Source organism: Streptomyces changchenzhani (assembly GCF_039766235.1).
In the GTDB taxonomy this organism is placed as follows: domain Bacteria; phylum Actinomycetota; class Actinomycetes; order Streptomycetales; family Streptomycetaceae; genus Streptomyces.
This window is the reverse complement of record NZ_JBDHNH010000002.1, coordinates 1-22141: the sequence shown is the minus strand read 5'-3', so window position 1 is coordinate 22141 and position 22141 is coordinate 1. Positions and strand designations below refer to the sequence as shown.

Genomic DNA, 22141 nt, shown 5'->3' with positions numbered 1-22141 from the left:
AGCCACACCCCCCGAGAACTGTCGCAGCACCCCCAACGAAGGGGTCAGGTACGACGTCACGCCACGGCCAGGGAACCCCCAGAGAACGCCGCGCTCACCAGGGGTACCGTCGTGGTCGAGGCGGAGTACCGCAGCGGATCGCTGGTCACCGCGCGCAGTGCGAACAAGCTCGGCCGCTTCACGATGGGAGTGCCCGGCCCGGTCACCAGCGGGCTCTCGGCGGGAGTGCACGAACTGCTGCGGGGTGAGGGAGTACTGGTCACCGACGCCGCGGAAGTGGTGGAGCTGGTCGGCAGCATCGGCGATCTCGCCCCGGCGCGCCGGGGGCCCGTGCTTCCCAGAGACCTGCTCGACCCCGTCGCGGCGCAGGTGCTCGACGCGTTGCCGGCCCGGGGTCGCGCCGACGCGCGCGACGTCGCCCGCAGCGCCGGGACCACCCCCGACGACGCGCTCGGCAAGCTGTACGAGCTGCACTCGTTGGGGTTCGTCGAACGCCAGCGGGACGGCTGGCAGTTGGTTCCCGGCGCCGCACGCCACGCGAACGAGCGGCGAGGCGGTGCTTGACCAGCGGTATTCGGGTGAAAGGGTGACGAAGATGACCCTCGCAGCCCTCCCAGCGGCGCCGCCGGGGCCACCGTTCGCGGTGCCGTCCCCGGCGCCGAAGGGCGGTCCGCGGTGCTCATCCGGAGGAGGACAATCTCATATCCTGCGCGCACTGCGACACTTCAGTCACGCTACGCTCACGAGGTCCCGCCCAGACGCAAGATCCCCCCCACACGTCACAGCAGAACGGCTCAAGGCAACGCATGCCCCAGCACACCTCCGGGTCTGACCGCGCGGCAGTGCCGACCCCTGCCCGCAGCAGTGTGCGGCCCCCCGCACCCACGTCGGTCGACGAGCTGTGGCGGTCCTACAAGACCACGGGCGACGAGCGGCTGCGGGAGCAGCTGATCCTGCACTACTCGCCGCTGGTGAAGTACGTCGCGGGACGGGTGAGCGTAGGGCTTCCGCCCAACGTCGAGCAGGCGGACTTCGTCTCCTCCGGAGTCTTCGGGCTCATCGACGCCATTGAGAAGTTCGACATCGAGCGGTCCATCAAGTTCGAGACATACGCGATCACACGCATCCGCGGCGCGATGATCGACGAACTGCGTGCCCTGGACTGGATCCCGCGCTCGGTGCGACAGAAGGCCAGGGCCGTCGAACGCGCTTACACCACGCTGGAGGCGCAGCTGCGCCGTACTCCCTCCGAGAGCGAAGTCGCCGCGGAGATGGGCGTCGCCCTGGAAGAACTGCACGCGGTATTCAGCCAGTTGTCCCTGGCCAATGTGGTGGCTCTTGAGGAGCTGCTGCATGTCGGCGGCGAGGGTGGCGACCGGATGAGCATCATGGACACCCTTGAGGACACCGCCGCCGACAATCCGGTCGAGGTGGCCGAGGGCCGGGAACTGCGGCGGCTGCTCGCGCGCGCCATCAACACGCTTCCCGACCGCGAGAAGACCGTGGTCACGCTCTACTACTACGAGGGCCTCACGCTCGCCGAGATCGGCAATGTGCTGGGCGTCACGGAAAGCCGGGTCAGTCAGATCCACACCAAGTCGGTGCTCCAGCTCAGGGCGAAACTGGCCGACGCCGGGCGCTGACCGCGAGCACCGTTACCGGGTGCCGATGCCGATGCCGGGGTCGATGCCGGGGTCGAAATCGGAACGCCTCACCGGTCGCGTCGTCTTCGCGCCGCGTCATCCGTAGAGTGGGACCGTGCCAAGGATTCGAGCGGCCTCTGTGGCCGAGCACCGGACCATGCAGCGCGGCGCCCTGCTCGACGCCGCCCGCTCCCTGCTGTCCGAAGGCGGTACGGAGGCGTTGACCTTCCCCGCCCTCGCCGAGCGCACGGGCCTCGCCAGGTCGTCCGTGTACGAGTACTTCCGATCGCGCGCCGCGGTCGTCGAGGAGCTGTGCGCCGTCGACTTCCCGGTCTGGGCCGCCGAGGTCGAGAACGCCATGGCGCGGGCCGAGACACCGGCAGGCAGGGTCGAGGCGTATGTGCGCTCCCAGCTGGACCTGGTCGGTGACCGGCGCCACCGTGCCGTCGTCGCCATCTCCGCGAGTGAGCTCGACGCCGCTGCCCGCGAGAAGATCCGCGCCGCGCACGGCGGTCTGGTCACGATGATCGTGGAGGCGCTCGCCGAGCTGGGCCACGAGCAGCCCCGGCTGGCGGCGATGATGCTGCAGGGCGTGGTCGACGCGGCAGTACGGCGCATCGAACTCGGTGCGGCGGAGGAGCCCGGGGTGATCGCGGAGACCGCGGTCGCAATGGCGCTGCGCGGCGTCCAGGGCTGACCCACCGCACCGGGCGCAGTGGGCAGCGGGACCGGGACGCCGAAGACCGGGAGCAGGCGCGGCGGGCCGCCCCGCAGTAGGTGGGGCGGGAGCAGCGTCAGCGGGTCCAGGTAGGTCCTGGCCCGGAGCAGCCCCCAGTGCAGACAGCCGGTCGGGCAGTGGAAAGGGCCGTCCTGCACAGTCGCCACCAGCTGTCCGGCCCGGACCTCGTCCCCTTTCGAGACCACCGCGCGCACCGGCTCGTACGTCGTTCGCAGGGGCGGTTCACCCGTGCCGGAGAGGGCGATGGACACCACCCCACGGCCGGCGACCCGGCCCGCGAACGTCACCCGGCCGGAGACCGCCGCCCGCACGGCGGCGCCCGGCGCCGCAGCCAGGTCCACGCCCCGATGACCCGCCGCGTACGGCGACGGGGGAGGCTCCCAGCCCCGTACGACCTGCGGACGCCCTTCACCCACCGGCCAAACCGCGTCCCGGGCCCCGGAGGGAGCCGGCAGCGGGGAACCGGGAGCACCGGACGGAACAGGGGACGCAGAACCGGAAGAACCAGACCGGGCGCCGACCTGAGTCGGAATCGGAAAGAGGCCTGGTGCCTCCCCGGCCGAGGCCCGGGAAACCCCGCCCAAGAGCAGGATCAGCAGGATCGGCACCAGCGTCAGAGCCCGCAGAGTCAGTCGTCGCATGGCACAAACCGTGGCGCGCCGAACCGCTCCGTGGGGATCATGGACCGGATCTGTGGACCACCGGCCGGTTGTGGACAACGCCGTCACCCGGCACTGCCAGGGTCCCGTACACTTCTGGTGGCGATCCGGGTCACCGGGTCGACTTCGCACGCCCCGCCACCCACCCTCTCAGCGGTCGGTGGCCGCGCCGCTCGGTCCCTCGTGGCACGGCGCATCGGGGCGTCAGGCGTGGCCGCAATCCTGCGGTCGCGGTAACCGAGTAACTCAAGGAGTACGGCCATGGCCGTCGTCACGATGCGGGAGCTGCTGGAAAGCGGCGTCCACTTCGGTCACCAGACCCGTCGTTGGAACCCGAAGATGAAGCGATTCATCTTCACGGAGCGCAACGGCATCTACATCATCGACCTGCTGCAGTCGCTGTCGTACATCGACCGCGCCTACGAGTTCGTCAAGCAGACGGTCGCGCACGGCGGCTCGATCATGTTCATCGGCACCAAGAAGCAGGCGCAGGAAGCGATCGCCGAGCAGGCGACGCGCGTGGGCATGCCCTACGTCAACCAGCGTTGGCTCGGCGGCATGCTGACGAACTTCTCCACCGTCTACAAGCGCCTTCAGCGTCTCAAGGAGCTTGAGCAGATCGACTTCGCCGATGTGGCCGCCTCGGGCCTCACGAAGAAGGAGCTGCTGGTTCTCTCCCGCGAGAAGATCAAGCTGGAGAAGACCCTCGGTGGTATCCGCGAGATGTCCAAGGTGCCCAGCGCCGTCTGGATCGTGGACACCAAGAAGGAGCACATCGCCGTCGGTGAGGCGCGCAAGCTCCACATCCCGGTCGTCGCGATCCTCGACACCAACTGTGACCCCGACGAGGTCGACTACAAGATCCCGGGCAACGACGACGCGATCCGCTCCGTCACCCTGCTCACCCGCGTGATCGCCGACGCCGTCGCCGAGGGCCTCATCGCCCGTTCCGGTGCCGCCACGGGCGACAAGAAGCCGGGCGAGAAGGCCGCCGGCGAGCCGCTCGCCGAGTGGGAGCGCGACCTGCTTGAGGGCGACAAGAAGGCCGACGACGCCGCCCCGGCCGCCGAGGGTGACGTCCAGACCTCCGCCGAGACCGAGAAGGTCGCCGACGCGGAGGAGGCCGACGAGGCCCCCGCCGCCGCCGAGACTGTCGCTGAGGTTGTCACCGAGGCTGCTGCCCCGGTCGCCGAGGACGAGGCTGCCGCTCCGGCCGCCGAGGCCGACAAGGCCTGACACCTCCGCTACGGCTGAAGACGGCGGGGGAGGGTGCCACTGGCGCCCGCCCCCGCCGTCCAATCCGTAGATCTTCGCTTCGACTTCGAGAGAGATTCACAAACCATGGCGAATTACACCGCCGCGGACGTCAAGAAGCTCCGCGAGCTCACCGGCGCCGGCATGATGGACTGCAAGAAGGCGATCGACGAGGCCGACGGCAACGTCGACAAGGCCGTCGAACTCCTTCGCGTCAAGGGTCAGAAGGGCGTCGCCAAGCGCGAGAGCCGTTCTGCCGAGAACGGCGCCGTCGTCTCCGTCATCTCCGAGGACAAGACCTCCGGCGTCCTGCTGGAGCTGAAGTGCGAGACGGACTTCGTCGCCAAGGGTGACAAGTTCCAGGACGTCGCCAACAGGCTCGCCGTCCACGTCGCCAAGACGTCCCCGGCCGACATCGAGGCGCTGCTCGCCTCCGACATCGAGCCCGGCAAGACCGTCCAGGCGTACGTCGACGAGGCCAACGCCACTCTCGGCGAGAAGATCGTCCTGGACCGCTTCGTGCAGTTCACCGGCGGCTACGTGGCTGCGTACATGCACCGCACCATGCCCGACCTTCCGCCGCAGGTCGGCGTCCTGGTCGAGCTGGACAGGGAAACCGACGAGGCCGCAGCGGTCGCGAAGGATGTCGCTCAGCACATCACCGCGTTCTCGCCGAAGTACCTGAACCGCGACGAGGTCCCGGCCGACATCGTCGAGAACGAGCGCCGCGTCGCCGAGGCCACCTCCCGCGAGGAGGGCAAGCCCGAGGCCGCCCTGCCGAAGATCGTCGAAGGCCGTGTCAACGGCTTCTTCAAGGACGTCGTCGTGCTGGAGCAGGCGTTCGCCAAGGACAACAAGAAGTCCGTCCAGAAGGTTCTGGACGAGGCCGGTGTCACGCTGAAGCGCTTCTCGCGCATCCGCGTCGGCGGCTGACAACTCAGCCGTACCGCGATCTACCCAAGACCCCGATAGGGTTTGGTGCAGTCGTCCGCGTATGCCTGACGGCATTCGCTCGGCCGAAGCGCCGGACGATCGCAGATCTGACGAGGAGGCCATTGCCGCACAGGGAACCGCAAGGACCCACCGGCAATGGCCTTCTTCGTATGTGCACGAGGAGATCTCCATGAAACAGGGCGCGGACGCCAATCAGTCTGCCGACGACAAGGCCGACGACAAGAACGGCAACGGCAAAAAGGCCGGCCGTTTTATGCTGAAGCTGTCCGGCGAGGCGTTTGCCGGCGGTGGGGGGCTCGGTGTCGATCCCGACGTCGTGCACGCCATCGCGCGGGAGATCGCCGCGGTCGTACGCGACGGGGCCGAGATCGCCATCGTCATCGGCGGTGGCAATTTCTTCCGAGGCGCGGAGCTGCAGCAGCGCGGCATGGACCGGGCGCGCTCCGACTACATGGGCATGCTCGGTACGGTCATGAACTGCCTCGCCCTCCAGGACTTCCTGGAGAAGGAAGGCATCGACTCCCGGGTCCAGACCGCCATCACCATGGGACAGGTAGCGGAGCCGTACATTCCGCTGCGCGCCGTACGTCACCTGGAGAAGGGCCGCGTCGTCATCTTCGGCGCAGGCATGGGCATGCCGTACTTCTCCACCGATACCACCGCCGCTCAGCGCGCCCTGGAGATCGACGCCGAGGCGCTTCTCATGGGCAAGAACGGCGTGGACGGGGTCTACGACTCGGACCCCAAGAAGAATCCCGACGCGGTGAAGTTCGACGCGCTGGACTACAGCGAGGTGATCACTCGCGACCTCAAGGTCGCGGATGCCACCGCCGTCACGCTGTGCCGTGACAACGCGCTTCCGATCCTTGTCTTCGAGCTGCTCTCGGAAGGCAATATCGCGCGCGCCGTCAGGGGCGAGAAGATCGGCACCCTCGTGAACGCGCAGGGCACTCGGGCCTGACCGGGGGATGGACAATGTCCTGCCGGTCGGACACCGTGCAGGAGAAGACGCGGGTTAACGCCGGGCCCGAGTGCGGGGCCCACTCAAGACATGCAGGAGCAACTGGTGATCGAAGAAATCCTCCTCGAGGCCGAGGAGAAAATGGAGAAGGCCGTCGTGGTGGCCAAGGAGGACTTCGCCGCGATCCGCACCGGTCGTGCGCACCCGGCGATGTTCAACAAGATCGTGGCCGACTACTACGGCGCGCTGACGCCGATCAACCAGCTCGCCTCGTTCTCGGTGCCCGAGCCGCGGATGGCCGTGGTGACCCCGTTCGACAAGAGCGCGCTGCGCAACATCGAGCAGGCGATCCGGGACTCCGACCTGGGCGTCAACCCGAGCAATGACGGCAACATCATCCGAGTGACGTTCCCTGAGCTGACCCAGGACCGTCGCAAGGAGTACATCAAGGTCGCCAAGACCAAGGCCGAGGACTCCAAGATCTCCATCCGTGCGATCCGTCGCAAGGCCAAGGAGACCCTCGACAAGCTCGTCAAGGACAAGGAGTCCGGCGAGGACGAGGTCCGCCGTGCGGAGAAGGAGCTCGACGACACCACCGCGAAGTACGCGGCACAGGTCGACGAGCTGCTCAAGCACAAGGAAGCCGAGCTGCTCGAAATCTGATGAACGACTCTTCCTGGGGGGCCCCGCCGAGAGGCGGCTACGCCGGCGCGTGGGACCCGTCCGAGCAGGGCCCCGTCCCGGCGGGTCCCGCATACGATGCGCATCAGGCCGAGCAGACTCGCCCCATGCCCATCGTGCCCGAGACAGGCAGAGACGCTGAAGGCCGCGACGACGACCGTGACCGGGGGGCCGCTCCGCAGAGTGGTCCCCCCTTCCGCGACAAGAAGCCGCAGGAGCCCATGCACCTCCCCCCGCCGCCGCCGCCCGCGCAGAAGAAGCGTGCGGGCCGTGATCTGCGCGCCGCGATAGGGGTGGGTGGGGGGCTGGGTGCGGTGGTCATCGCGTCCCTCTTCATCTGGAAGGCCGCCTTCATCGGCGTGATCGTGGTCGCCGTTGTCGTCGGCCTGTGGGAGCTGACCTCCCGCCTCGACGAGCGCAAGGGAATCAAGGCCCCCCTGGTGCCCCTCGCGGTCGGCGGCGCCGCCATGGTCGTCGCCGGTTACGTGCGGGGCGCGGAGGGCGCCTGGATCGCCATGGCGCTCACCGCTCTCGCGGTGCTCGTCTGGCGGATGACCGAACCGCCCGACGGTTACCTCAAGGACGTCACGGCGGGCGTCTTCGCCGCTTTCTACGTGCCGTTCCTGGCCACTTTTGTCGCGCTGATGCTGACGGCCGACGACGGAGCGCAGCGGGTACTCACCTTCCTGCTCCTCACGGTGGTCAGCGACACCGGTGCGTACGCCGTGGGCTGGCGGTTCGGCACACACAAGCTCGCGCCGCGCATCAGTCCCGGCAAGACCAGGGAAGGGCTCCTCGGCGCGGTCGTCTTCGCGATGGCGGCGGGCGCGCTGCTCATGGAGTTCGTGGTCCACGACGGGACGTGGTGGCAGGGTCTTGTGCTGGGGTTCGCGGTCGCGGTGAGCGCCACGCTGGGCGACCTCGGCGAGTCCATGATCAAGAGGGACCTCGGGGTCAAGGACATGGGCACGCTACTGCCGGGCCACGGCGGCATCATGGACCGTCTCGACTCGCTGCTGCCGACCGCTCCGGTGGTCTGGCTGCTGTTTGTGCTCTTCGTAGGAACGGGCTGACCTGCGCTTTTGCTGGCGCACTGACGCTTGGGGTTCGTCGTCCACAGGGCGGCGAACCCCTTTCCGTATGTCTGCGACACTGGGAAGACCATGCCTGTACCCGGAGAACTTAGCCGGAGGCGCGGCGGAAAGGCCGTCTGACCTGGCCTTTCCTGGCCGCTCGGCTGGTCCCTCAGGCGGCTTGGGCCGTCCCTGGGCCGCCATCGCTCTCAATGGCCTGCTCATAGAGGCGATTTACGGCCTTGCGTGTCCTCCCCTGACTGCTCGGCATGAGGTGCGTGTACACCCGCAGCGTGAAGCCAGGATCCGTGTGTCCCAGGTAGCTGCTGAGTGCCTTGATGTTCTCGCCCGCGTCCAGGAGGACCGAAGCGTAGAAGTGCCGCAGGGCATGCATCCCGTGCTCGCGCGCAGAGGGAAGCGCCTCTCCCTCCCGCTTCGTGATCAGTCCCGCCGCAGCAAGAGCGGGTTTCCACGGGCTGATGTTGAAGTTGCTCCGGTAGACGTGGTTGCCGCGCGGGCCGGTGAAGACCAGCGACCGGGTGAGGGGCGGGCCGTCCGGCGTCGCCCAGGGGAGCGTCACGCTGACGGGCGGGTAGAGCTTCATGTGAAGCGCGAGGACCTGACCCACCTGCTCGGGGAGGGGCACGTCGCGGACCTTCTCGCCTTTCGGCAGGGCGAAGAACGCACGCCCCTTCACTACCTTGATCTGTAGACCGACGTGCAGCCAGCCGGTCAGGAAGCCGACAGCATCGACCGGCAGGCCGAACACTTCGCCCTGCCGCAGGCCGCATCCTGCCGCGAGATCCACCATGGCTTGGAAGCGCGCGGGCAGGGCTTCACGCACCGCGAATGCCTGCTTGGCGGTCCACGGGGCGATGCGCTCGCCGCTGGGCTTGGGGGCGTTGACGGAACTGGAGCGGCAGGGATTGCGAGGCATGAGGGTGTCGTCCACGGCGGCGGTCAACACGGCTGACACCGCCGCGAAGATGGTGCGGCGGTACGAGGAAGCCAAGCCTGCGTCCTCCAGTTGCCGGGTCCACGTTCGGATGTGGCTGGGGCGGAAGGACGCAAGGGGGCGCGTTCCCAGGTACGGAAAGGCGTGCAACCGGAGCTGAGTCTCGGTCGTGGCGCGCGTCGCCACGTTCGTCGTCTGTCCGGCAAGCCACCGTTCGCCGTACTGCTGGAAGGTGGTCCGGCCGGCCGATGGGTCGATGTAGTGGCCGCGCGCCATGTCGGCTTCGATCTCAGCAAGCCACTGCTCTGCACGGCGCTTCTGGCGGTCGGGGAAGCTCTTGCTCTTCTCGGTACCGTCGGGGCCGATGTAGCGGGCGCGGTATCGCATTCCGACGCCGTAGCGGGCGCTCTTCACTCGGCGGATCTTGTCGTCAGCTCCGGTTTCGGTCTTGTACCAGCGGTCTTGGATGTGGCCGGCCACGTGGGCTCCTTGTTCGGGAACGGGGCAGGGGCACGACCCGTTCGGGTCGTGCCCCTGCTGTGGTTGGGCTTGGCTAGTCGTCGTCGTTCTTGCACTGGGTGACGTAGGCCTGCACGTCGGCGGGGTCGTAGCGGATGTGCTTGCCGATACGGAATCCGGGCGGGCCGACGCGCTTCTTGCGCCAGGTGTAGAGGGTCTCGACGCTGTCCAGCCTGAAGATGACTACGAGGTCTTCGGGGGTGAGGTAGCGGTCCGGCAGGCTGGCCCGGAGTGTGTCCAAGGCTTTCGGTGCACTCATGGGAGGGGACTCCTCGGGCGTGCGGTGAGGTGCTTCGGATGTGCAGGGACCGGCCTGTGTGTCCGAGGTGCGGGATTCTGCGTCACCGCGTCATCTGCGTCACTTATGTTCCTGACCTGCGGTTTTTGGGTGACGCAGAGGATGTCGGGTGCGTCACCGGGTGACGCAGGCTTCGTCATCGGGTGACGCAGATGACGCGGGGTGACGCAGCGATAGCCGTTCTGCGTCACCCCTGTTGCAGCAGTTCAGGAGCCGTTTTCGGTCCTTGGGTGACGCAGGTGACGCAGGATCTCTCTCTTAGGAAAAAGAAGAAGAGGTGGTGTCTGTTGTGGTGCGCCTCAGGGCGTGAAGAAGGAGCCGCTTCGCGGCGCGACCATCACAGGGCGGCGCTGCCGCGGAACAGCAAGAAGAGCACCTCCTCGTGGTGAGGGGGGGTGCTCTTCTTGCTTGTCCGGGCCCGCAGTTCGCGGATCAGAGCATCGGCTCTTGCTGGTGTGGCGGAGGGGTCGGGCGGTGGGTCATCGCGATGTAGCGGCCCTCTTTGGTGCGCCCCCAGTCGATCAGGACGCTGCGGGCGGCAAGGGTGGGCTGGAGGCGCTTGAGGCGGTCGGAGAGGACTTTGCCCGTGGTGGGCCAGCCCTTGGGTAGGGGGTGGAAGTCGTCACCGGCATACAGGCCGGTGAGGCAGTGCAGCCACTCCGAGGACGTCATCCTCGTCTCTACGTTCGCCGTGAGCCCGGTGGCGTGCTTGAGGACGGTCTGCGCCAGGAGGTCGCCTTCGATGACGTCGTCGTTGAGGTCGTCCAGGCTGGCCCGGTAGGCGTTGAGTGCGCCGAAGCCGGTGGCCGCGTCGAGCTGCGCGCACAGGTGCGCGAAGTCGGCCATCCGCAGATCGGTGGGGATGTCGGCGTCGGCCGCCCGGACCTTGACGGTTAGATCCAGGACCGAGCCGAGGACAACGGGCAGGACCTCTTCGAACTCCGCCCACAGTTCGGCTTCGGTGCGCCGTACGCGGGGCCGTTCCAGGCGGAGCGGCAGGAGGCGTTCGGCGAGGTCGGGGCGGATGACGCCGACGTCGATGCCGGTCAGCAAGAGGGGGCGGCGGTAGCGGGCGCGCACGACGTCGCCGTCGGTGTACAGGGCGCGCTTGATGGTCTCGGCCCCGGTGACGATGCAGCACATCAGGTCGGACAGGTCCGGCGCCAGGTGGGACAGGTTGTCCAGGGCGGTAACCCATCCGGCCGCCACGGCGGCGATCAGGTTCTCTTCGTCCTTCGGGGCGCGGCGCAAGTCACCGCTCATGCCCTCGATGATCCGCACGAGCATCCGCCCGGCAGTGGACTTGCCCGCGCCCTGGGGGCCGGTGAGGAAGGGGGCGGGCACGGGCACGAACGGTCCGAGGCAGCCGATCAGCCAGGCGATGGCCAGGCACTCGGTTTCTGCGTTGGCGAAGTTGCACAGGCGGAGCAGGAGGTCGATGCCCTTGCCGTCGGTGTCCTTGGCGGGCAGAGGGAGTTCGCCGGTGAGCTGGGTGCGCCGCCAGCACACCTCTCGCGGGTCGGGGGTGAGGGTGTCCCACCCGGTGGGGTGAATACGTACCGACTGCCCGTCGTTGCGCCCGAGGTCGAGCCAGGTTGCCCCGTCGAATCCGGGGGCCACACGGATGTGAACGGGCTGTACGTCCTGGGTGATCGCGAGTGCTTCGATCAAGTCCAGCGCCTCCTTGAGGGCGGTTCCGTTGAACACGCCGAGCCCGTCGTGGAAGAGGCCGACCATGAGTTCCTGGCGGTGGCTGCCCGAGGTGCCTTGAGACCGGATCGGGCGTGCCACGGGGTGGCCGTTCTTCTGCGCGTAGACGGTTCCGTCGGCGGTGCGGAAGTACCGGAAGTTGGCTTGCGCGTAGTCGGTGATGACCTCGCGGGCCGGATTCTTCTCGTCCTCAGACATGTCACAGTCCCAACCTGGTGCGGGCGTTGGTCCACGCGTCGGTGCAGTGCCGGGCCGATTCACCCTTGGCCTGAGCGGCAGTGAACAGCCGCGCAACGTGCGTGTCGGTGAGGCAGCCGCACCGGCCGTGGGCGGACAGCACGGCGAGGAACGTCCGGTAGACAGTCGCGTGCACCGCACTGGGAGCCTCGGTGATGCGCTGCTCGGCCATGGCGACGCCACGCTCCAGATAGGCGGGCATGCGATGGCGGCACTCCCCGCCCCCGACCGGCGCGGGCACGGCGACGGCAGTGTGTGCCGGCCGGACCGTGGAAGGCTGCTTCACGACCAGCGCGCGCACGACATCGGGCAGATCAGCCAGGGTGCCGGTGCCGGGGCCGAGCCAACGGGCGTACTGCATCGACGACTTGACGTCGACGCCGGGCCGTACGGCGTTGGCGGACTGCATGACGCCCTCGTAGAGCCAGTGCTCACCCCTGGTGGTGCGCACGATTCGGGTGGCGGGCAGGCTCGCACAGGCCCACGCGATGGCTTCCGCGCTGTCGAGATCGACCACGGTCAGCCCGGCCCCGCCGGGGTGGTAGGCCAGCGCCTTGGCCTCGCGCCACACCGGAGCCCACACCGGAGAGGTGAGGACGCCGGTGTTGGTTGTTGCGGCGGCCCAGCCGTGGCAGACGGCCGGGCACCGGCAGGGCCCGGCGGCTTTCATGTGCGGGCGTCCACCGCAGGCAACGCCAGCGCAGGCACGGCAGTTCCCGAACGGCACCTTGCCTTCCCGCAGCGGCAGCACCGGAACACCGGCTGCAGCCAGGTCTACGGCAGTCCGCAGAAGTTCGGGCATGGCGGGCGGCAACGGCCGGTTGGCCGCTCGCCCGATGAGCGTGTGTTGAGTCATGCTGGAGTTCTCCAGTTCTCTTCGTGAGTGCTGGCTAGACGGCGGCGGCCCCGGCTTCTTTGGCGAGAGAGGGGCCGCCGTCGGCGTAGCTAGGCGCAGGTGCAGTTGGGGTGTTCGCTGCTGCCGTTGGCTCCGCATCCGCAGCAGTGCGGGTAGAAGTACGGGTCAGCGTCGTCGGAGGGCTCGCACAGTTCGCAGCCGAACTCCTCGTAGTCGTCGTCCATGGCTTCAGTGCTCCTTGGGTGTGGTGGAGGTGGGCAGTGCGGGAAGGCCGGCGGTGGTGAGTGCGGCCGGGTCGAAGCCGGGCAGCGCGGCACGGGTGAGCAGGGCCGTGGCGAGCTGCTCGGCGTAGAGCGCACCGGAGCGCGCTACTTCGATCTGCGCCCCGGCCCGCAGGGCCTCGACGCGCTCCACATGACCGTGCTCGGCGTACCGGTCCGCGGTGTGCCGCTCGTGCGCCACGCTCTGGCGCCGGTCGGTGCGCCAGTAGCGGGCCGCGATGCCGTACGCCGTGGCGGTGGCCAAGACCCACAGCAGCAGCGGCAGCGACCAGCCGTCTGCGTACCCGGCAACCCCCGCGACGGCGAGACCGCCCGATGCGGCGAACGCGGTCCCCGCGATGACGCGGTCACCGGCACGGCCAGCCGACGCGAACGCCCCGGCTGCTGCGGCACCGGACGCGAGCACGACCATCAGTGCGGCGTTGCCGACGCTGTGTTCGGCGCCGTTGGCGTTCCAGATCCTGCCGAGGATGAGCACGGTGGACGTGGCCACGACCGGCGCCGCCTTCGGGGCCGCGAGCGCCAGCCAGTGGCGGGCGACGATGGGCTCGTTCATCACGGGTCCCTCCTCTACATCTCGGGGATGGCGTCGATGAGGGCGGTGGTGAGTTCGTTCATCGGCCCGGACGCCCCGGTGGAGGCGAGGAAGAAGCCGAACATCACGGCGATGAACGCGGACCCGAAGCCGAGCGACTTGCCGCGCAGCAGGAAGAACAGGACGAGTCCGAACAGAGCCACGAGTGAGACGGTGACGGCCATGGCGGTTATCCCTTCGAGGTGGGGTTGAAGCCGGGCTTGTTGGGGGTGTTGGTGCCGTCGCGGTAGAGGTGCAGCCACCGGTTGTAGAGGTGGCGGCCGACGCGTATGCGCTTGCGCTCACCGCGGCAGCGGCGGCAGGTCTTGCCGGGCCGGAGCTGTCCGCGCCGGTTCTTCGTGAGCGCGTAGCCGAAGCCCTTGCACTTGCGGCAGTCCCCGAACGGCGACGACGCACACAAGCTTGCATAACCGAGAGTGACGATAAGTAGGCAGGCGCTAGCGAGGACGGTGAAGGTCATGGGATGCCTTCCGGGCCGGGTTTCCGGGGTATACGCAGGTAGTGTGCTAGGTGCGAGGTTGCTGATCAGTGCTGGTGTGGGGTGCTAGCGGGGGTGCTAGACCTAGCAGCGATGGCCGCTAGGTCTAGCACCGCTCCGGATCAGCTCCCGGACTACTTTCCGTCACGCAGCGTGATTGCTTTGGTGACGTCGGCGCGGGCGATGCCGCGGCGGGTGGTGCCCTTACCGGCGGCCGTGGTGCCCCACACGTCCTGGGCGGTGACGCCGTACGGCTTGAGGTTGGCGGTGACCGTTTCGGCCTTCCAGCCGCCGTAGACGTCGGGGCGCAGGGTGGCGAGGCGGGCGGCGATCTTCTCGTTCCACACCTTGTCCTCATCGGCTGGCACGGCCTTGAGGACGTCGGCCAGCAGATCGAAGGCAGCCTCTCCGCTCTGCGGTGCCTGGCCGATGGCGTGGCCGGTGACGTTGCCGTAGTCCTCGCGCATCTTGCGGGCCCGGACTACGACCTGTTCGGCTCCGAGTGCGTCGACGAACGCGCTCGCGACGATGCGTGGGTCGTCGCCTTCACCGGCCATCCAGCAGATGCCCCGGTCGGTGCGGGAGAACATGGTGGCCCGGTATCCGGCCTTGTACATCGAGGTGCCGAGGACCATGTCGTTGGCGGGCTGCCCCATGACCTTCAAGCAGAACCGCAGCACCGCATTTGCACTGATCCCGGTGGGCAGCGACTTCGCGTCCGGGCGCTGGGTACCGAACAGGGTCACCATGCCCAGCGCCGGACCGCGCTTGCACAGGTCGGTTGCGATCTCTTCGAGCTCCTTGCCGTACTTCTCGTGCTCGAAGGGGACCTGGCACTCATCGAACCCGGCAACGATCGGGTGCAGGCCAAGGGACTTGTCGTTCGCCAGCTCCGCAGTCACCTTCGACTCCGGGCAGCGTGAGCGGGGCAGGGACTTGATGACCTTTGCCCGGCGGCGCAGTTCGGCGCGCAGCTCCCGCAGTGATTCGAGGACGTAGAGGATGTCTTCGTCCTCGTCCCCGGCGCGGTAGCGGTGGCATACCGGCTCCAGGGCCCCGAAGTCGCCAGTGCCCTTGAAGTCGAACGCATACAGCTGTGCGCGCGGGTCCAGTGCGGCGATGAGCAGGAACAGACGCATCAAGAACGTCTTGCCCATCCGCGGGATCGAGCCGACCACGACACTGGCGAACATCAGGGTCACGGCGACGTCGGCCATGCGCTGGTCATTGCCGAAGACCACCGGCTTGAACAAGTCCACCTGCCCGGACTTGAGCAGCGGCCAGGCGGGTTTGGTGGTCTCGTTCATGGGCTTGTCGCCCACCCACAGGATCAGCCGCCCCTCGTGCTCGGTGGGGTCGGATGAGGGCCACACGCAGCCGACCTTGCGCCGCAGACCAGAGGCGAGCGGCTTGCGCTCTTCCATGATGTCCTCGGGGGTGACACCCCAGGGAAGGTCAAGGTCAGCGCGGTATCCGGGCCCGTCACGGGTGATCTCGGACGTGAAGCGCATCCCGTTCATGTCGCCACCCTTCTTGATGGCGGCCGACAGCTTCTGGTTGCCGATGTTGTCCAGCGCCCGCAACACGATCGACCCGGTGAGCTTCTGCAGCTCGGTCTTCAGCACCGCGGGGCCGATGACGGGGTGGTCCTTCGGGGAGCCCCAGAACCCTGCCACCAGGACCGCAGCCGACGCCAGGACCGCGAGCCAGCCGGGGGCCATGACGTACAGGGTCAGCGCGAATCCGGCACCGAAGACCAGGGACACCACGGTGACGAACATCCGCAGCCGTACCCGGCTGTCGCGCTGGCGCGTCAGCTTGAGGTACTCGGCGGTGTTCTCCTTGTAGACCTCATACGCGCGCAGCGGGGCCGCCTCCGCGTCCCACGCCCACCGGTTGGTCTGCGCCACCAGACGGGCCGTGCCCCGCGGGGCATTCAAGCCCAGTTGCAGCGCGTACCAGGGGGTGCGGATGCCATGGAAGACGGTGGAGTAGAACGCGTTGCTGGCCGCGCGCTGCGTGGTGGAGACAAACCCCGGCTTCGACACCAGCCAACTCGGCAGGATCGGCTGCCGCTTGTACGTCGTGACACCCGGCGCGGGCAGGTCGGGTGAGTCCACTGGCCGCAGCTTGGACGACTCGTCGTCGTCGACCGGTTCGGCCGGCGGTGCGGCAACGGGCGCTTGGGCCGGTACCGGGGGCGCGACAGCGGGGCGTTTGGTGGTGATGTCGAAGACGTCAGCGTCTGCACGCTCAGTTGCTTCGGGCTGGGCAGTGACGTGGATGTCAGACACGGTGGGTGGGCTCCCTCATGACGAGTGGGGTTGGAAGGGGTCCGGACGGCGCTTTGGTAGGCGAGCGGTCCGGACCCCGCTTGGCGAAAGCTGTGCAGGTCAGGCGGCGCACTGTTCGTCGGGGTAGGCGCAGGGCACGCACATGCCGAGTGAGGTTGGGATGCGATACCCGGCATCGCGATGGCAGGTGGGGCAGATCTGCTGTGCGGCATTCGCCTTGGCCAAAGCCGCCCGCTTGGCCGGGGTCATCGGCCGGACGGGCTTGGCGTGGTCGATGCGGTAGAGGTAGGCGATCAGGGGCGGGCGCTTGTGCCGGGGGCGCTCCAGTTGAGCGACCACCGGATGCCCGCCCGGCCGCAGCTCCTTGGCGCGGAGCTGTCGGTAGGTGGCCAACCCGTCCGGGGCCAGGTGCCACCGGTAGGTAGGGATACCGGACGGCGCCGGGTCATTCACGGGGTGGCACTTGCGACTGCGTTCAGGAGCGGCGCACCGGCCTGGTCGGCGTCGCGCAGTTCCTGGTAGCGGCTGGAGATCCAGCCGATCGACCATCCGGTCAGCTCGACTGCGGCCCGCACGGGAAGACCCGCGGCGACAGCGGCTCGCACGATTTCGCGTGCCCGCTCCTCCGGCAGCCTCTCGGTGGCAGGCCCACCGGACAGCAGGGCGGCGCGTTCATGCTCGCGCTGCTGCTGTTCGCGCTCCTGTTCACGGCGTTCACGCTCCACCCGTTCCCGGCGCTCACCCTCGGCGCGTTCGGCAGCTTCGCGCTCCAGGCGTTCACGGTCGCGCTGCTGCTGTTCACGCTCGCGTTCACGGCGTTCACGCTCCACCCGCGCCTCACGCTCCAAGGCTTCGGCGCGCTCGCGCTCTGCCTGGTGTGCCCGCTCTTCGCGCTCGGCCTGCTCGCGGACCAACCGTGCTTCGTGCTCGCGCTGTTCACGCACAAGCTGTGCCTGATGCTCGCGCTCCTCGCGGGCCCGCAGTGTGGCGGCTTCGGCCCGCTGAACTGCGGCCTCGGCCCGCTGGGCAACGGCCTGCTCCCGCTCCGCTCGCTCAGCGCGTTCCTGAGCGAGCAGGGCGGCAGTCGCGGCGGCGATGGCGCGCCGGTAGGCCAGTCCGCTCTCCGCCGTGACGATGAGCAGCAGCGGTGAAACGGAGTGGACGGCGACGCCGACCAGGTCTCTTTGCAGGGCGGAGTCGGCCACGTTCAGCGCCAGGGTCATGGCGCCGGTCATCCACCGCAGGGCGGTGGGCCAGCGTCCGCCCTGCCCGCCCAACTGCGCCAGCACGGCATCCAAGCGGACCACGATCACCACCGCCGCATCCACCACCAGGGGCAGAATCGGCGCCGTCCAAGCCCAGTCATCCGGGGTGTGGGCCGCCATCAGCGGGGTGACGGTGAGGATCGAGTAGAGCATCGCTCCACCGACGATCAGCCACGTCCCGACCGACAGCGCGCGCTCGGCTGAACGGATCTGAACACTGGTCACGGCGCCACCACCGCCCCCGAAGCAACGGCGTCCGGAGCGGGGATCTTGGCGTATCCGGTCAGACAGAGCCGAGCACCGGCGTAGTGGGCTTCGGCCTCCAACACCCTCGTGCGACCGTTGCCCTGAACGTGGTGGGTGACGCTCTCAGACGCGATGCCCAGGGCATCGCGCCACGCCTCGAACCCGCCGAGGTCACCGTGGAACGACATCTCCAGCCGGTCCGGGTAAACCGTGGACACCGACAGGCACGACGCCGGAAGGTGCGGATACTCCGCACCGAGCATGCGCAACACCAACAGAGGGGCGTTCAGATCCTTCAGGGTCTGCGCGCTCATGCCGCACCGCCCGTCTGGGCTGCTGCGGCACGGTTGGTGAGGTCCCGGCGCGCGGCCAGGACCCGGTGACGGGCCCGGCGGATCCGCCGTACGTCCAGCACCGTGGCCGGCCGCTCCAACAGCGGGAGCTGAGCGTCGAGGAATTCGACTTCCGCCAGAATCAGCGGCATCTCCTCCTCGATCGCGTCCAGCTCCGCATCCGACGGCTCACCGTCAATCGGAGTGGCAGTAACGAGCCTGTGAAGTGCAGCGATGGTCTTCATGGGTCTTGTTCCTCTCATCAGGAACGGCCTGAACAGCGGCCCCGGTGTATCAGCACCGGGGCCGCGCGCCGTAGAGCGGAAAGCCCAGCTCCCTGCAACTCCGTCCGTACGGCTCGAAAGCCGGACGGACGGAGGAGGCAACCGGCCGCAGCGCTAGCCGCTGCGATGGCAGGTGTAGTGAGACCGGCTTGGCGGCGAGCACGTGTTCATCGCTCGCGCCGGATGCTGTGCGGGCACCGCCGGCCGGTCAATCGCGGCGGCGCCCATCGCGTTCGTCGGTACACCGGAAGTCCTCTCGGTTGTCGTGATGGCACAGGTCAAGCACTGCAAGGGGGACCAAAGTCCCCACCCTCCGGCCGTTGCTCGCGGTCACCGGGCCACCTCGCCAGTCAGGCCTAAGCCCTGTCCCCTGGCCTTTAGCGGGATTGCAGCGTCCCCGCCCTCTGCGTGGAAGCAGCCCAAGGAGGGCCCTTCCGGTTCGCTGTCCTAGGACTGCGAACCGCCTAGGAAGACCATGGCGCACAGTCCCAGGACTGTCAACAGTCCTGGGACTGTGTTTGACTGTTCATGTCGAGAGGAGTTCTGCGTGGCACCCAAGTGGCGTGAATTGGCGGACCGGCTGGCTGAGCGGATCAGGAGTGGTGAGTACGGCCCCGGCCAGCAGCTTCCGCACATCCGGGACCTGGTGGAGGCTGGCGAGGGTTCGAAGTCCACTGTCCACGCGGCCTATAAGGCGCTGGAGGCGGAAGGGCTCGTGACTTCTTCCCGAGGTCACGGCACGGTCGTACGGCAACAGGCACCGCTCAAGCGGTTGGGTATCGCTCGGTACGACAAGGCGAAGTGGCGCGACGGTGACGAGGTCGCGTTCATCGCGGACCGGGTCGCTTCCGGTCGGGCCTACCGCCGGCACGAGCAGACCCAGACGATCAGCCGCATCGTTGCCCCACCGCTTGTCGCTGCGGCCCACGGCTTGCCCGAGGGCGCGGAGGTCTACGCACGTGCGCGGCTCGTCAAGGAGGGCGAGCAGCCGACCCACACTTTGACCAGCTACTACCGGCCTGAGCATGTCGAGGGGACGCGCATCGTGGACCCGTCACCAGGGCCGGCCGGTCGGGGCGGTGGCTTCCGCGTGCTTTACGACGCGGGATACGAGATCGACCACATGAAGGAGGAGATCCACGCTCGCGTACCCACGCCGGAAGAGGTGAAGTTGCTACAGCTCCCGCCTAGTGAACCCGTCGTTGAGCTGCACCGGACGACGTACACCGCGGACGGGACCGTCGTGGAGTTCGCCATCGGCGTGCACGCCGCATCCCGCTTCGCGTGGGCGTACGACTTCCAGGTGCCCGATTCGGCGCGAACAGAGGAGAGCGAACGGTGATCTCGGTACAAGCGTGGGCGGATGCTCAGCGGCTGTGGGACTTCCAGCAGATGCACCACGAACCGCGCCCGTGCTCCGTGGCGATTGGGCTTGGCAGTCACGACCTGGGGGTTGCTGAAGCCACTGCCGATCTGTACCACCGGGGCATGGCTCCGCTCGTCGTCTTCACAGGGGCGACCAGCCGCACGACTCAGGAGCGCATGCCACGCGGTGAAGCCGAGCACTACCGTGATCGGGCGATGGAACTCGGAGTTCCTGGCGAGGTAATCCTTCTTGAGCCCAAGGCCCGGAACACAGGCGAGAACATCCGTTTCTCCCGTGCCCTGCTTGAGAAACAGGGCACTCGTGTGTCCTCGGCGCTGCTGGTCAGCAAGCCGTACGAGGAACGACGAGCCTACGCAACAGCACGGAAGCTCTGGCCGGAGGTTGAGTGGTTGAGCGTGTCAACGCCCACGACGCTTGCCCAGTACGTCGATTCGATCAAGGATGCGCGCCTTGTCGTCGACATGCTCGTCGGGGCTCAGCAGCGGCTCATGGTGTACCCCCGGCAAGGATTCCTGATCGAGCAGAAAACCCCCTGCGATGTGGCGGCTTCGTTCGAGCGACTTTGCAGCGAAGGTTTCACGAGTCGCCTGCTGGCAGATGAGGCGAGCTGAGGTTGACCACGCGGAGGGGGTGACCTCGGCTGCTGCCCATTCAGCACGTGATCGCACTCCCTCACGTGTGCCCCCGACGACCCTCATGGGGCCACGCACGCGGCGTGCTGCGAGCAGGAGGTGGGGTGGTTCGTACCGACTAGGGGGTAAGCAGCCACTTTGGGTCGAAGCCTCGAAGGAAAAGGCTCCAGCGCCGTGCTCCACCGAACGTTGCGAACCGCTCAACCATTGTCAGTGGCTAGGCGTAGCCTGTCTCGAATTAGTTATGAACAGGCGGTTACATATGCATCGGGAGAAGACTTGAGCGAGAGTAGCCGCGGCGTAATCTATATCCTCGCAAATCCGCTAATCCCCGGAGTGCTAAAGATCGGGCGCACAACAAGGGAGTCAACGGAGCGCGCGAGAGAACTTTCTCGCGCGACCGGTGTGCCAACAGAATACGAGGTTATTTACGACCAAGTGGTCAGCGACGCTAGTGCTGCAGAGAGGGAGCTGCATTCCCTGCTCCAATCTCACCGCGTGAATCCGAAGAGGGAGTTCTTCAGGATTTCAATCCGCGAAGCCATTCGGTATGTCCAGGAAACCTGTGCCAGATATTCGGTGAACGAGGTAATTGAGTCAGTTGAGATCGACGCCCTGCCAGGGCTCGAAGAGCGCATGCGTCGATGGCTCCGGCGCGATCTCGTGGCAGCCAGATTTGTGCAGTACTCCGACCTGTGTCTAATTAAATGGGTGATTCAGCCGGACTTTCGAAAGCTGGCGGCATTCGAGAATATTTTCGATCTATCGGTTATTGGGCACGTGCGTGAACGTTGCACGCGAGACCGCGAGCGCCATCATGATGAGCCGCAATGTGAGGCGGGGTATTGCTGCCCGGTGCATTATTCGCCCAGGGAGAACTTCGAGCTCTTTCTGGAGCTAGACCGGTACTCAATGATGATGACAGGCCTCGATGTTCTCACCGACGAGGCTTCCAGATATGTTGCCCATCTATGGGAAGAAAGTCAAATCGAGTCCTCAAAACGCCTTGGCTGGAATATTGTTGGTGTCAATTATTCCATGATGGGGCCTGAAGAAGAGTGGCGTGAATTGCTCGCAAAACACGGAATTGAGAATCGAGGGACGAACGGCGGTACCGAAACTGCGTCTGAGTGAGCCCGGTGGTGAAGTGTCGCAACATTTCGTCCAGAGGCGTGCCCTTGCAGGCTCATATGACTGACGGTCGACCATCTCTTGCGCCCCGGGGAGGCCCGCCGGGGTTCGTATGGCCACGGGGCCGGGCACTCCTGTCCCGGCCAAACGGAACCCGATCCGACGACCTCGGTCTCCACTCCAAATCATGCCCGTGGTCGTAACGAGGCAAGAGCAGGGGAAGCGACAATGCTTGGGGGAATCCAGACAGACCTCTAGGATTCAGCTCCCTGCCACGTTTCTGATGGCGATCAGAGCAAGGTGGGGGATCACCTCAATTGCCTGATCGAGCAAATGCTCCACAGAATTGGCGGATTTCGAACCATCGATATTGATAATTGCCGCCCAGTCGGCGGGTTCGTAGCGTGCCAGAATTGACAGTCCGAAAAGTGTTGCCCACCAAATCGGCAACGGGTGGGCGGGTTTTTTCATGCTGCCCAGAGAGGGGAAGGCGTAGGAGTCGTCTGGGCCTCTATATTCGGTTGCGCGTGCCAAGGCCTCGGAACGCGCCTCTTTTGCTTTCGCGTGAGTGCCCAGAAGCGAGGGAACGTAGACCAGTAGGGAATCACCAGAGCTGTGCTGCTCCCACCTGATGGTCGTAGGCGCATCCGGAGTGTGAGACCAATCTTTCATTGATG

At 67.2% G+C, this 22141-nt stretch carries 24 protein-coding genes and 2 pseudogenes; 11 read left to right on the top strand and 15 right to left on the bottom strand.

Annotated elements, in window-relative coordinates:
• Positions 1–21 precede the first annotated feature (21 nt).
• From ABCR94_RS08295 to ABCR94_RS08285, 3 genes and pseudogenes are all read left to right on the top strand, one after another.
• A pseudogene (locus tag ABCR94_RS08295) lies at positions 22–564 on the top strand (DNA-processing protein DprA); the annotation flags it as partial.
• A gap of 242 nt (positions 565–806) precedes the next feature.
• Positions 807–1643, top strand: a complete 837-nt coding sequence (gene whiG, locus ABCR94_RS08290) for an RNA polymerase sigma factor WhiG (RefSeq protein WP_347118534.1) — start codon at positions 807–809, stop codon at positions 1641–1643.
• Between the two features lie 139 nt (positions 1644–1782).
• Positions 1783–2340, top strand: coding sequence for a TetR/AcrR family transcriptional regulator (locus ABCR94_RS08285; RefSeq protein WP_347119114.1), 558 nt, complete (start codon positions 1783–1785; stop codon positions 2338–2340).
• 161 nt (positions 2341–2501) lie between these two features.
• On the opposite strand, the pseudogene ABCR94_RS08280 reads toward ABCR94_RS08285, so the two are convergent.
• Positions 2502–3023 (bottom strand): annotated as a pseudogene (locus ABCR94_RS08280) (peptidoglycan DD-metalloendopeptidase family protein); the annotation flags it as partial.
• 279 nt (positions 3024–3302) lie between these two features.
• Between ABCR94_RS08280 and rpsB the strand changes: the two are divergent.
• The 5 genes from rpsB (at position 3303) to ABCR94_RS08255 (ending at position 7964) form a co-directional block, all read left to right on the top strand.
• The gene (gene rpsB, locus ABCR94_RS08275) at positions 3303–4277 is read left to right on the top strand and encodes a 30S ribosomal protein S2 (RefSeq protein ID WP_347118532.1); all 975 of its coding nucleotides are present in this window, start codon (positions 3303–3305) and stop codon (positions 4275–4277) included.
• A 105-nt stretch (positions 4278–4382) separates the two neighbouring features.
• Positions 4383–5228 carry a translation elongation factor Ts gene (gene tsf / locus ABCR94_RS08270; protein ID WP_347118531.1) on the top strand — a complete coding sequence of 282 codons (846 nt, stop codon included), beginning with the start codon at positions 4383–4385 and terminating at the stop codon, positions 5226–5228.
• Between the two features lie 190 nt (positions 5229–5418).
• The gene (gene pyrH, locus ABCR94_RS08265) at positions 5419–6210 is read left to right on the top strand and encodes a UMP kinase (RefSeq protein ID WP_347118529.1); all 792 of its coding nucleotides are present in this window, start codon (positions 5419–5421) and stop codon (positions 6208–6210) included.
• 105 nt (positions 6211–6315) lie between these two features.
• The gene (gene frr / locus ABCR94_RS08260; RefSeq protein WP_347119113.1) at positions 6316–6873 is read left to right on the top strand and encodes a ribosome recycling factor; all 558 of its coding nucleotides are present in this window, start codon (positions 6316–6318) and stop codon (positions 6871–6873) included.
• Positions 6873–7964: a phosphatidate cytidylyltransferase gene (locus ABCR94_RS08255; protein ID WP_347118528.1), complete on the top strand. Its 1092-nt coding sequence runs from the start codon at positions 6873–6875 to the stop codon at positions 7962–7964. Before frr ends, ABCR94_RS08255 begins: the two co-directional genes overlap by 1 nt.
• Positions 7965–8136: 172 nt before the next feature.
• Here the strand turns inward: ABCR94_RS08255 and ABCR94_RS08250 are convergent, their stop codons facing one another.
• The 13 genes from ABCR94_RS08250 to ABCR94_RS08190 all read right to left on the bottom strand — a co-directional run bounded on the left by ABCR94_RS08250 (position 8137) and on the right by ABCR94_RS08190 (position 18275).
• Positions 8137–9399 carry a tyrosine-type recombinase/integrase gene (locus ABCR94_RS08250; RefSeq protein WP_347118527.1) on the bottom strand — a complete coding sequence of 421 codons (1263 nt, stop codon included), beginning with the start codon at positions 9397–9399 and terminating at the stop codon, positions 8137–8139.
• A gap of 73 nt (positions 9400–9472) precedes the next feature.
• The gene (locus tag ABCR94_RS08245) at positions 9473–9697 is read right to left on the bottom strand and encodes a helix-turn-helix domain-containing protein (RefSeq protein ID WP_347118526.1); all 225 of its coding nucleotides are present in this window, start codon (positions 9695–9697) and stop codon (positions 9473–9475) included.
• A 471-nt stretch (positions 9698–10168) separates the two neighbouring features.
• Positions 10169–11644, bottom strand: a complete 1476-nt coding sequence (locus ABCR94_RS08240; RefSeq protein ID WP_347118525.1) for an AICE element replication initiation protein — start codon at positions 11642–11644, stop codon at positions 10169–10171.
• Position 11645: 1 nt separating this feature from the next.
• A complete protein-coding gene (locus tag ABCR94_RS08235) occupies positions 11646–12539 on the bottom strand; it encodes a bifunctional DNA primase/polymerase (protein ID WP_521976503.1) in 894 nt (297 codons plus the stop codon).
• Positions 12540–12628: 89 nt separating this feature from the next.
• Positions 12629–12763 (bottom strand): hypothetical protein, encoded by a 135-nt coding sequence (locus tag ABCR94_RS08230; protein WP_347118524.1) that lies wholly within the window; start codon positions 12761–12763, stop codon positions 12629–12631.
• 4 nt (positions 12764–12767) lie between these two features.
• Positions 12768–13376, bottom strand: coding sequence for a hypothetical protein (locus tag ABCR94_RS08225; RefSeq protein ID WP_347118523.1), 609 nt, complete (start codon positions 13374–13376; stop codon positions 12768–12770).
• Positions 13377–13390: 14 nt separating this feature from the next.
• The gene (locus tag ABCR94_RS08220) at positions 13391–13579 is read right to left on the bottom strand and encodes a hypothetical protein (RefSeq protein ID WP_347118522.1); all 189 of its coding nucleotides are present in this window, start codon (positions 13577–13579) and stop codon (positions 13391–13393) included.
• Between the two features lie 5 nt (positions 13580–13584).
• Positions 13585–13875: a hypothetical protein gene (locus tag ABCR94_RS08215; protein WP_347118521.1), complete on the bottom strand. Its 291-nt coding sequence runs from the start codon at positions 13873–13875 to the stop codon at positions 13585–13587.
• 152 nt (positions 13876–14027) lie between these two features.
• Complete coding sequence (locus ABCR94_RS08210) at positions 14028–16187, bottom strand: cell division protein FtsK (protein ID WP_347118520.1); 2160 nt, start codon at positions 16185–16187, stop codon at positions 14028–14030.
• Between the two features lie 99 nt (positions 16188–16286).
• The gene (locus tag ABCR94_RS08205; RefSeq protein ID WP_347118518.1) at positions 16287–16640 is read right to left on the bottom strand and encodes an RRQRL motif-containing zinc-binding protein; all 354 of its coding nucleotides are present in this window, start codon (positions 16638–16640) and stop codon (positions 16287–16289) included.
• Positions 16637–17677, bottom strand: a complete 1041-nt coding sequence (locus ABCR94_RS08200) for a DUF2637 domain-containing protein (RefSeq protein ID WP_347118517.1) — start codon at positions 17675–17677, stop codon at positions 16637–16639. Before ABCR94_RS08200 ends, ABCR94_RS08205 begins: the two co-directional genes overlap by 4 nt.
• On the bottom strand, positions 17674–18012 hold the full coding sequence (locus tag ABCR94_RS08195) for a hypothetical protein (protein ID WP_347118516.1): 339 nt from the start codon (positions 18010–18012) through the stop codon (positions 17674–17676). The genes ABCR94_RS08200 and ABCR94_RS08195 overlap by 4 nt, the downstream gene beginning before the upstream one ends.
• Complete coding sequence (locus tag ABCR94_RS08190; protein WP_347118515.1) at positions 18009–18275, bottom strand: DUF6284 family protein; 267 nt, start codon at positions 18273–18275, stop codon at positions 18009–18011. Before ABCR94_RS08190 ends, ABCR94_RS08195 begins: the two co-directional genes overlap by 4 nt.
• 586 nt (positions 18276–18861) lie before the next feature.
• Here ABCR94_RS08190 and ABCR94_RS08185 point away from each other — a divergent pair.
• From ABCR94_RS08185 to ABCR94_RS08175, 3 genes are all read left to right on the top strand, one after another.
• The gene (locus tag ABCR94_RS08185) at positions 18862–19656 is read left to right on the top strand and encodes a GntR family transcriptional regulator (RefSeq protein WP_347118514.1); all 795 of its coding nucleotides are present in this window, start codon (positions 18862–18864) and stop codon (positions 19654–19656) included.
• Positions 19653–20312 carry a YdcF family protein gene (locus ABCR94_RS08180; protein WP_347118513.1) on the top strand — a complete coding sequence of 220 codons (660 nt, stop codon included), beginning with the start codon at positions 19653–19655 and terminating at the stop codon, positions 20310–20312. Before ABCR94_RS08185 ends, ABCR94_RS08180 begins: the two co-directional genes overlap by 4 nt.
• 300 nt (positions 20313–20612) lie before the next feature.
• Positions 20613–21467, top strand: a complete 855-nt coding sequence (locus ABCR94_RS08175; protein WP_347118512.1) for a GIY-YIG nuclease family protein — start codon at positions 20613–20615, stop codon at positions 21465–21467.
• A gap of 258 nt (positions 21468–21725) precedes the next feature.
• On the opposite strand, the gene ABCR94_RS08170 is transcribed toward ABCR94_RS08175, so the two are convergent.
• A partial coding sequence (locus ABCR94_RS08170) for a YaaC family protein (protein ID WP_521976497.1) occupies positions 21726–22141 on the bottom strand: 416 nt, incomplete at its 5' end.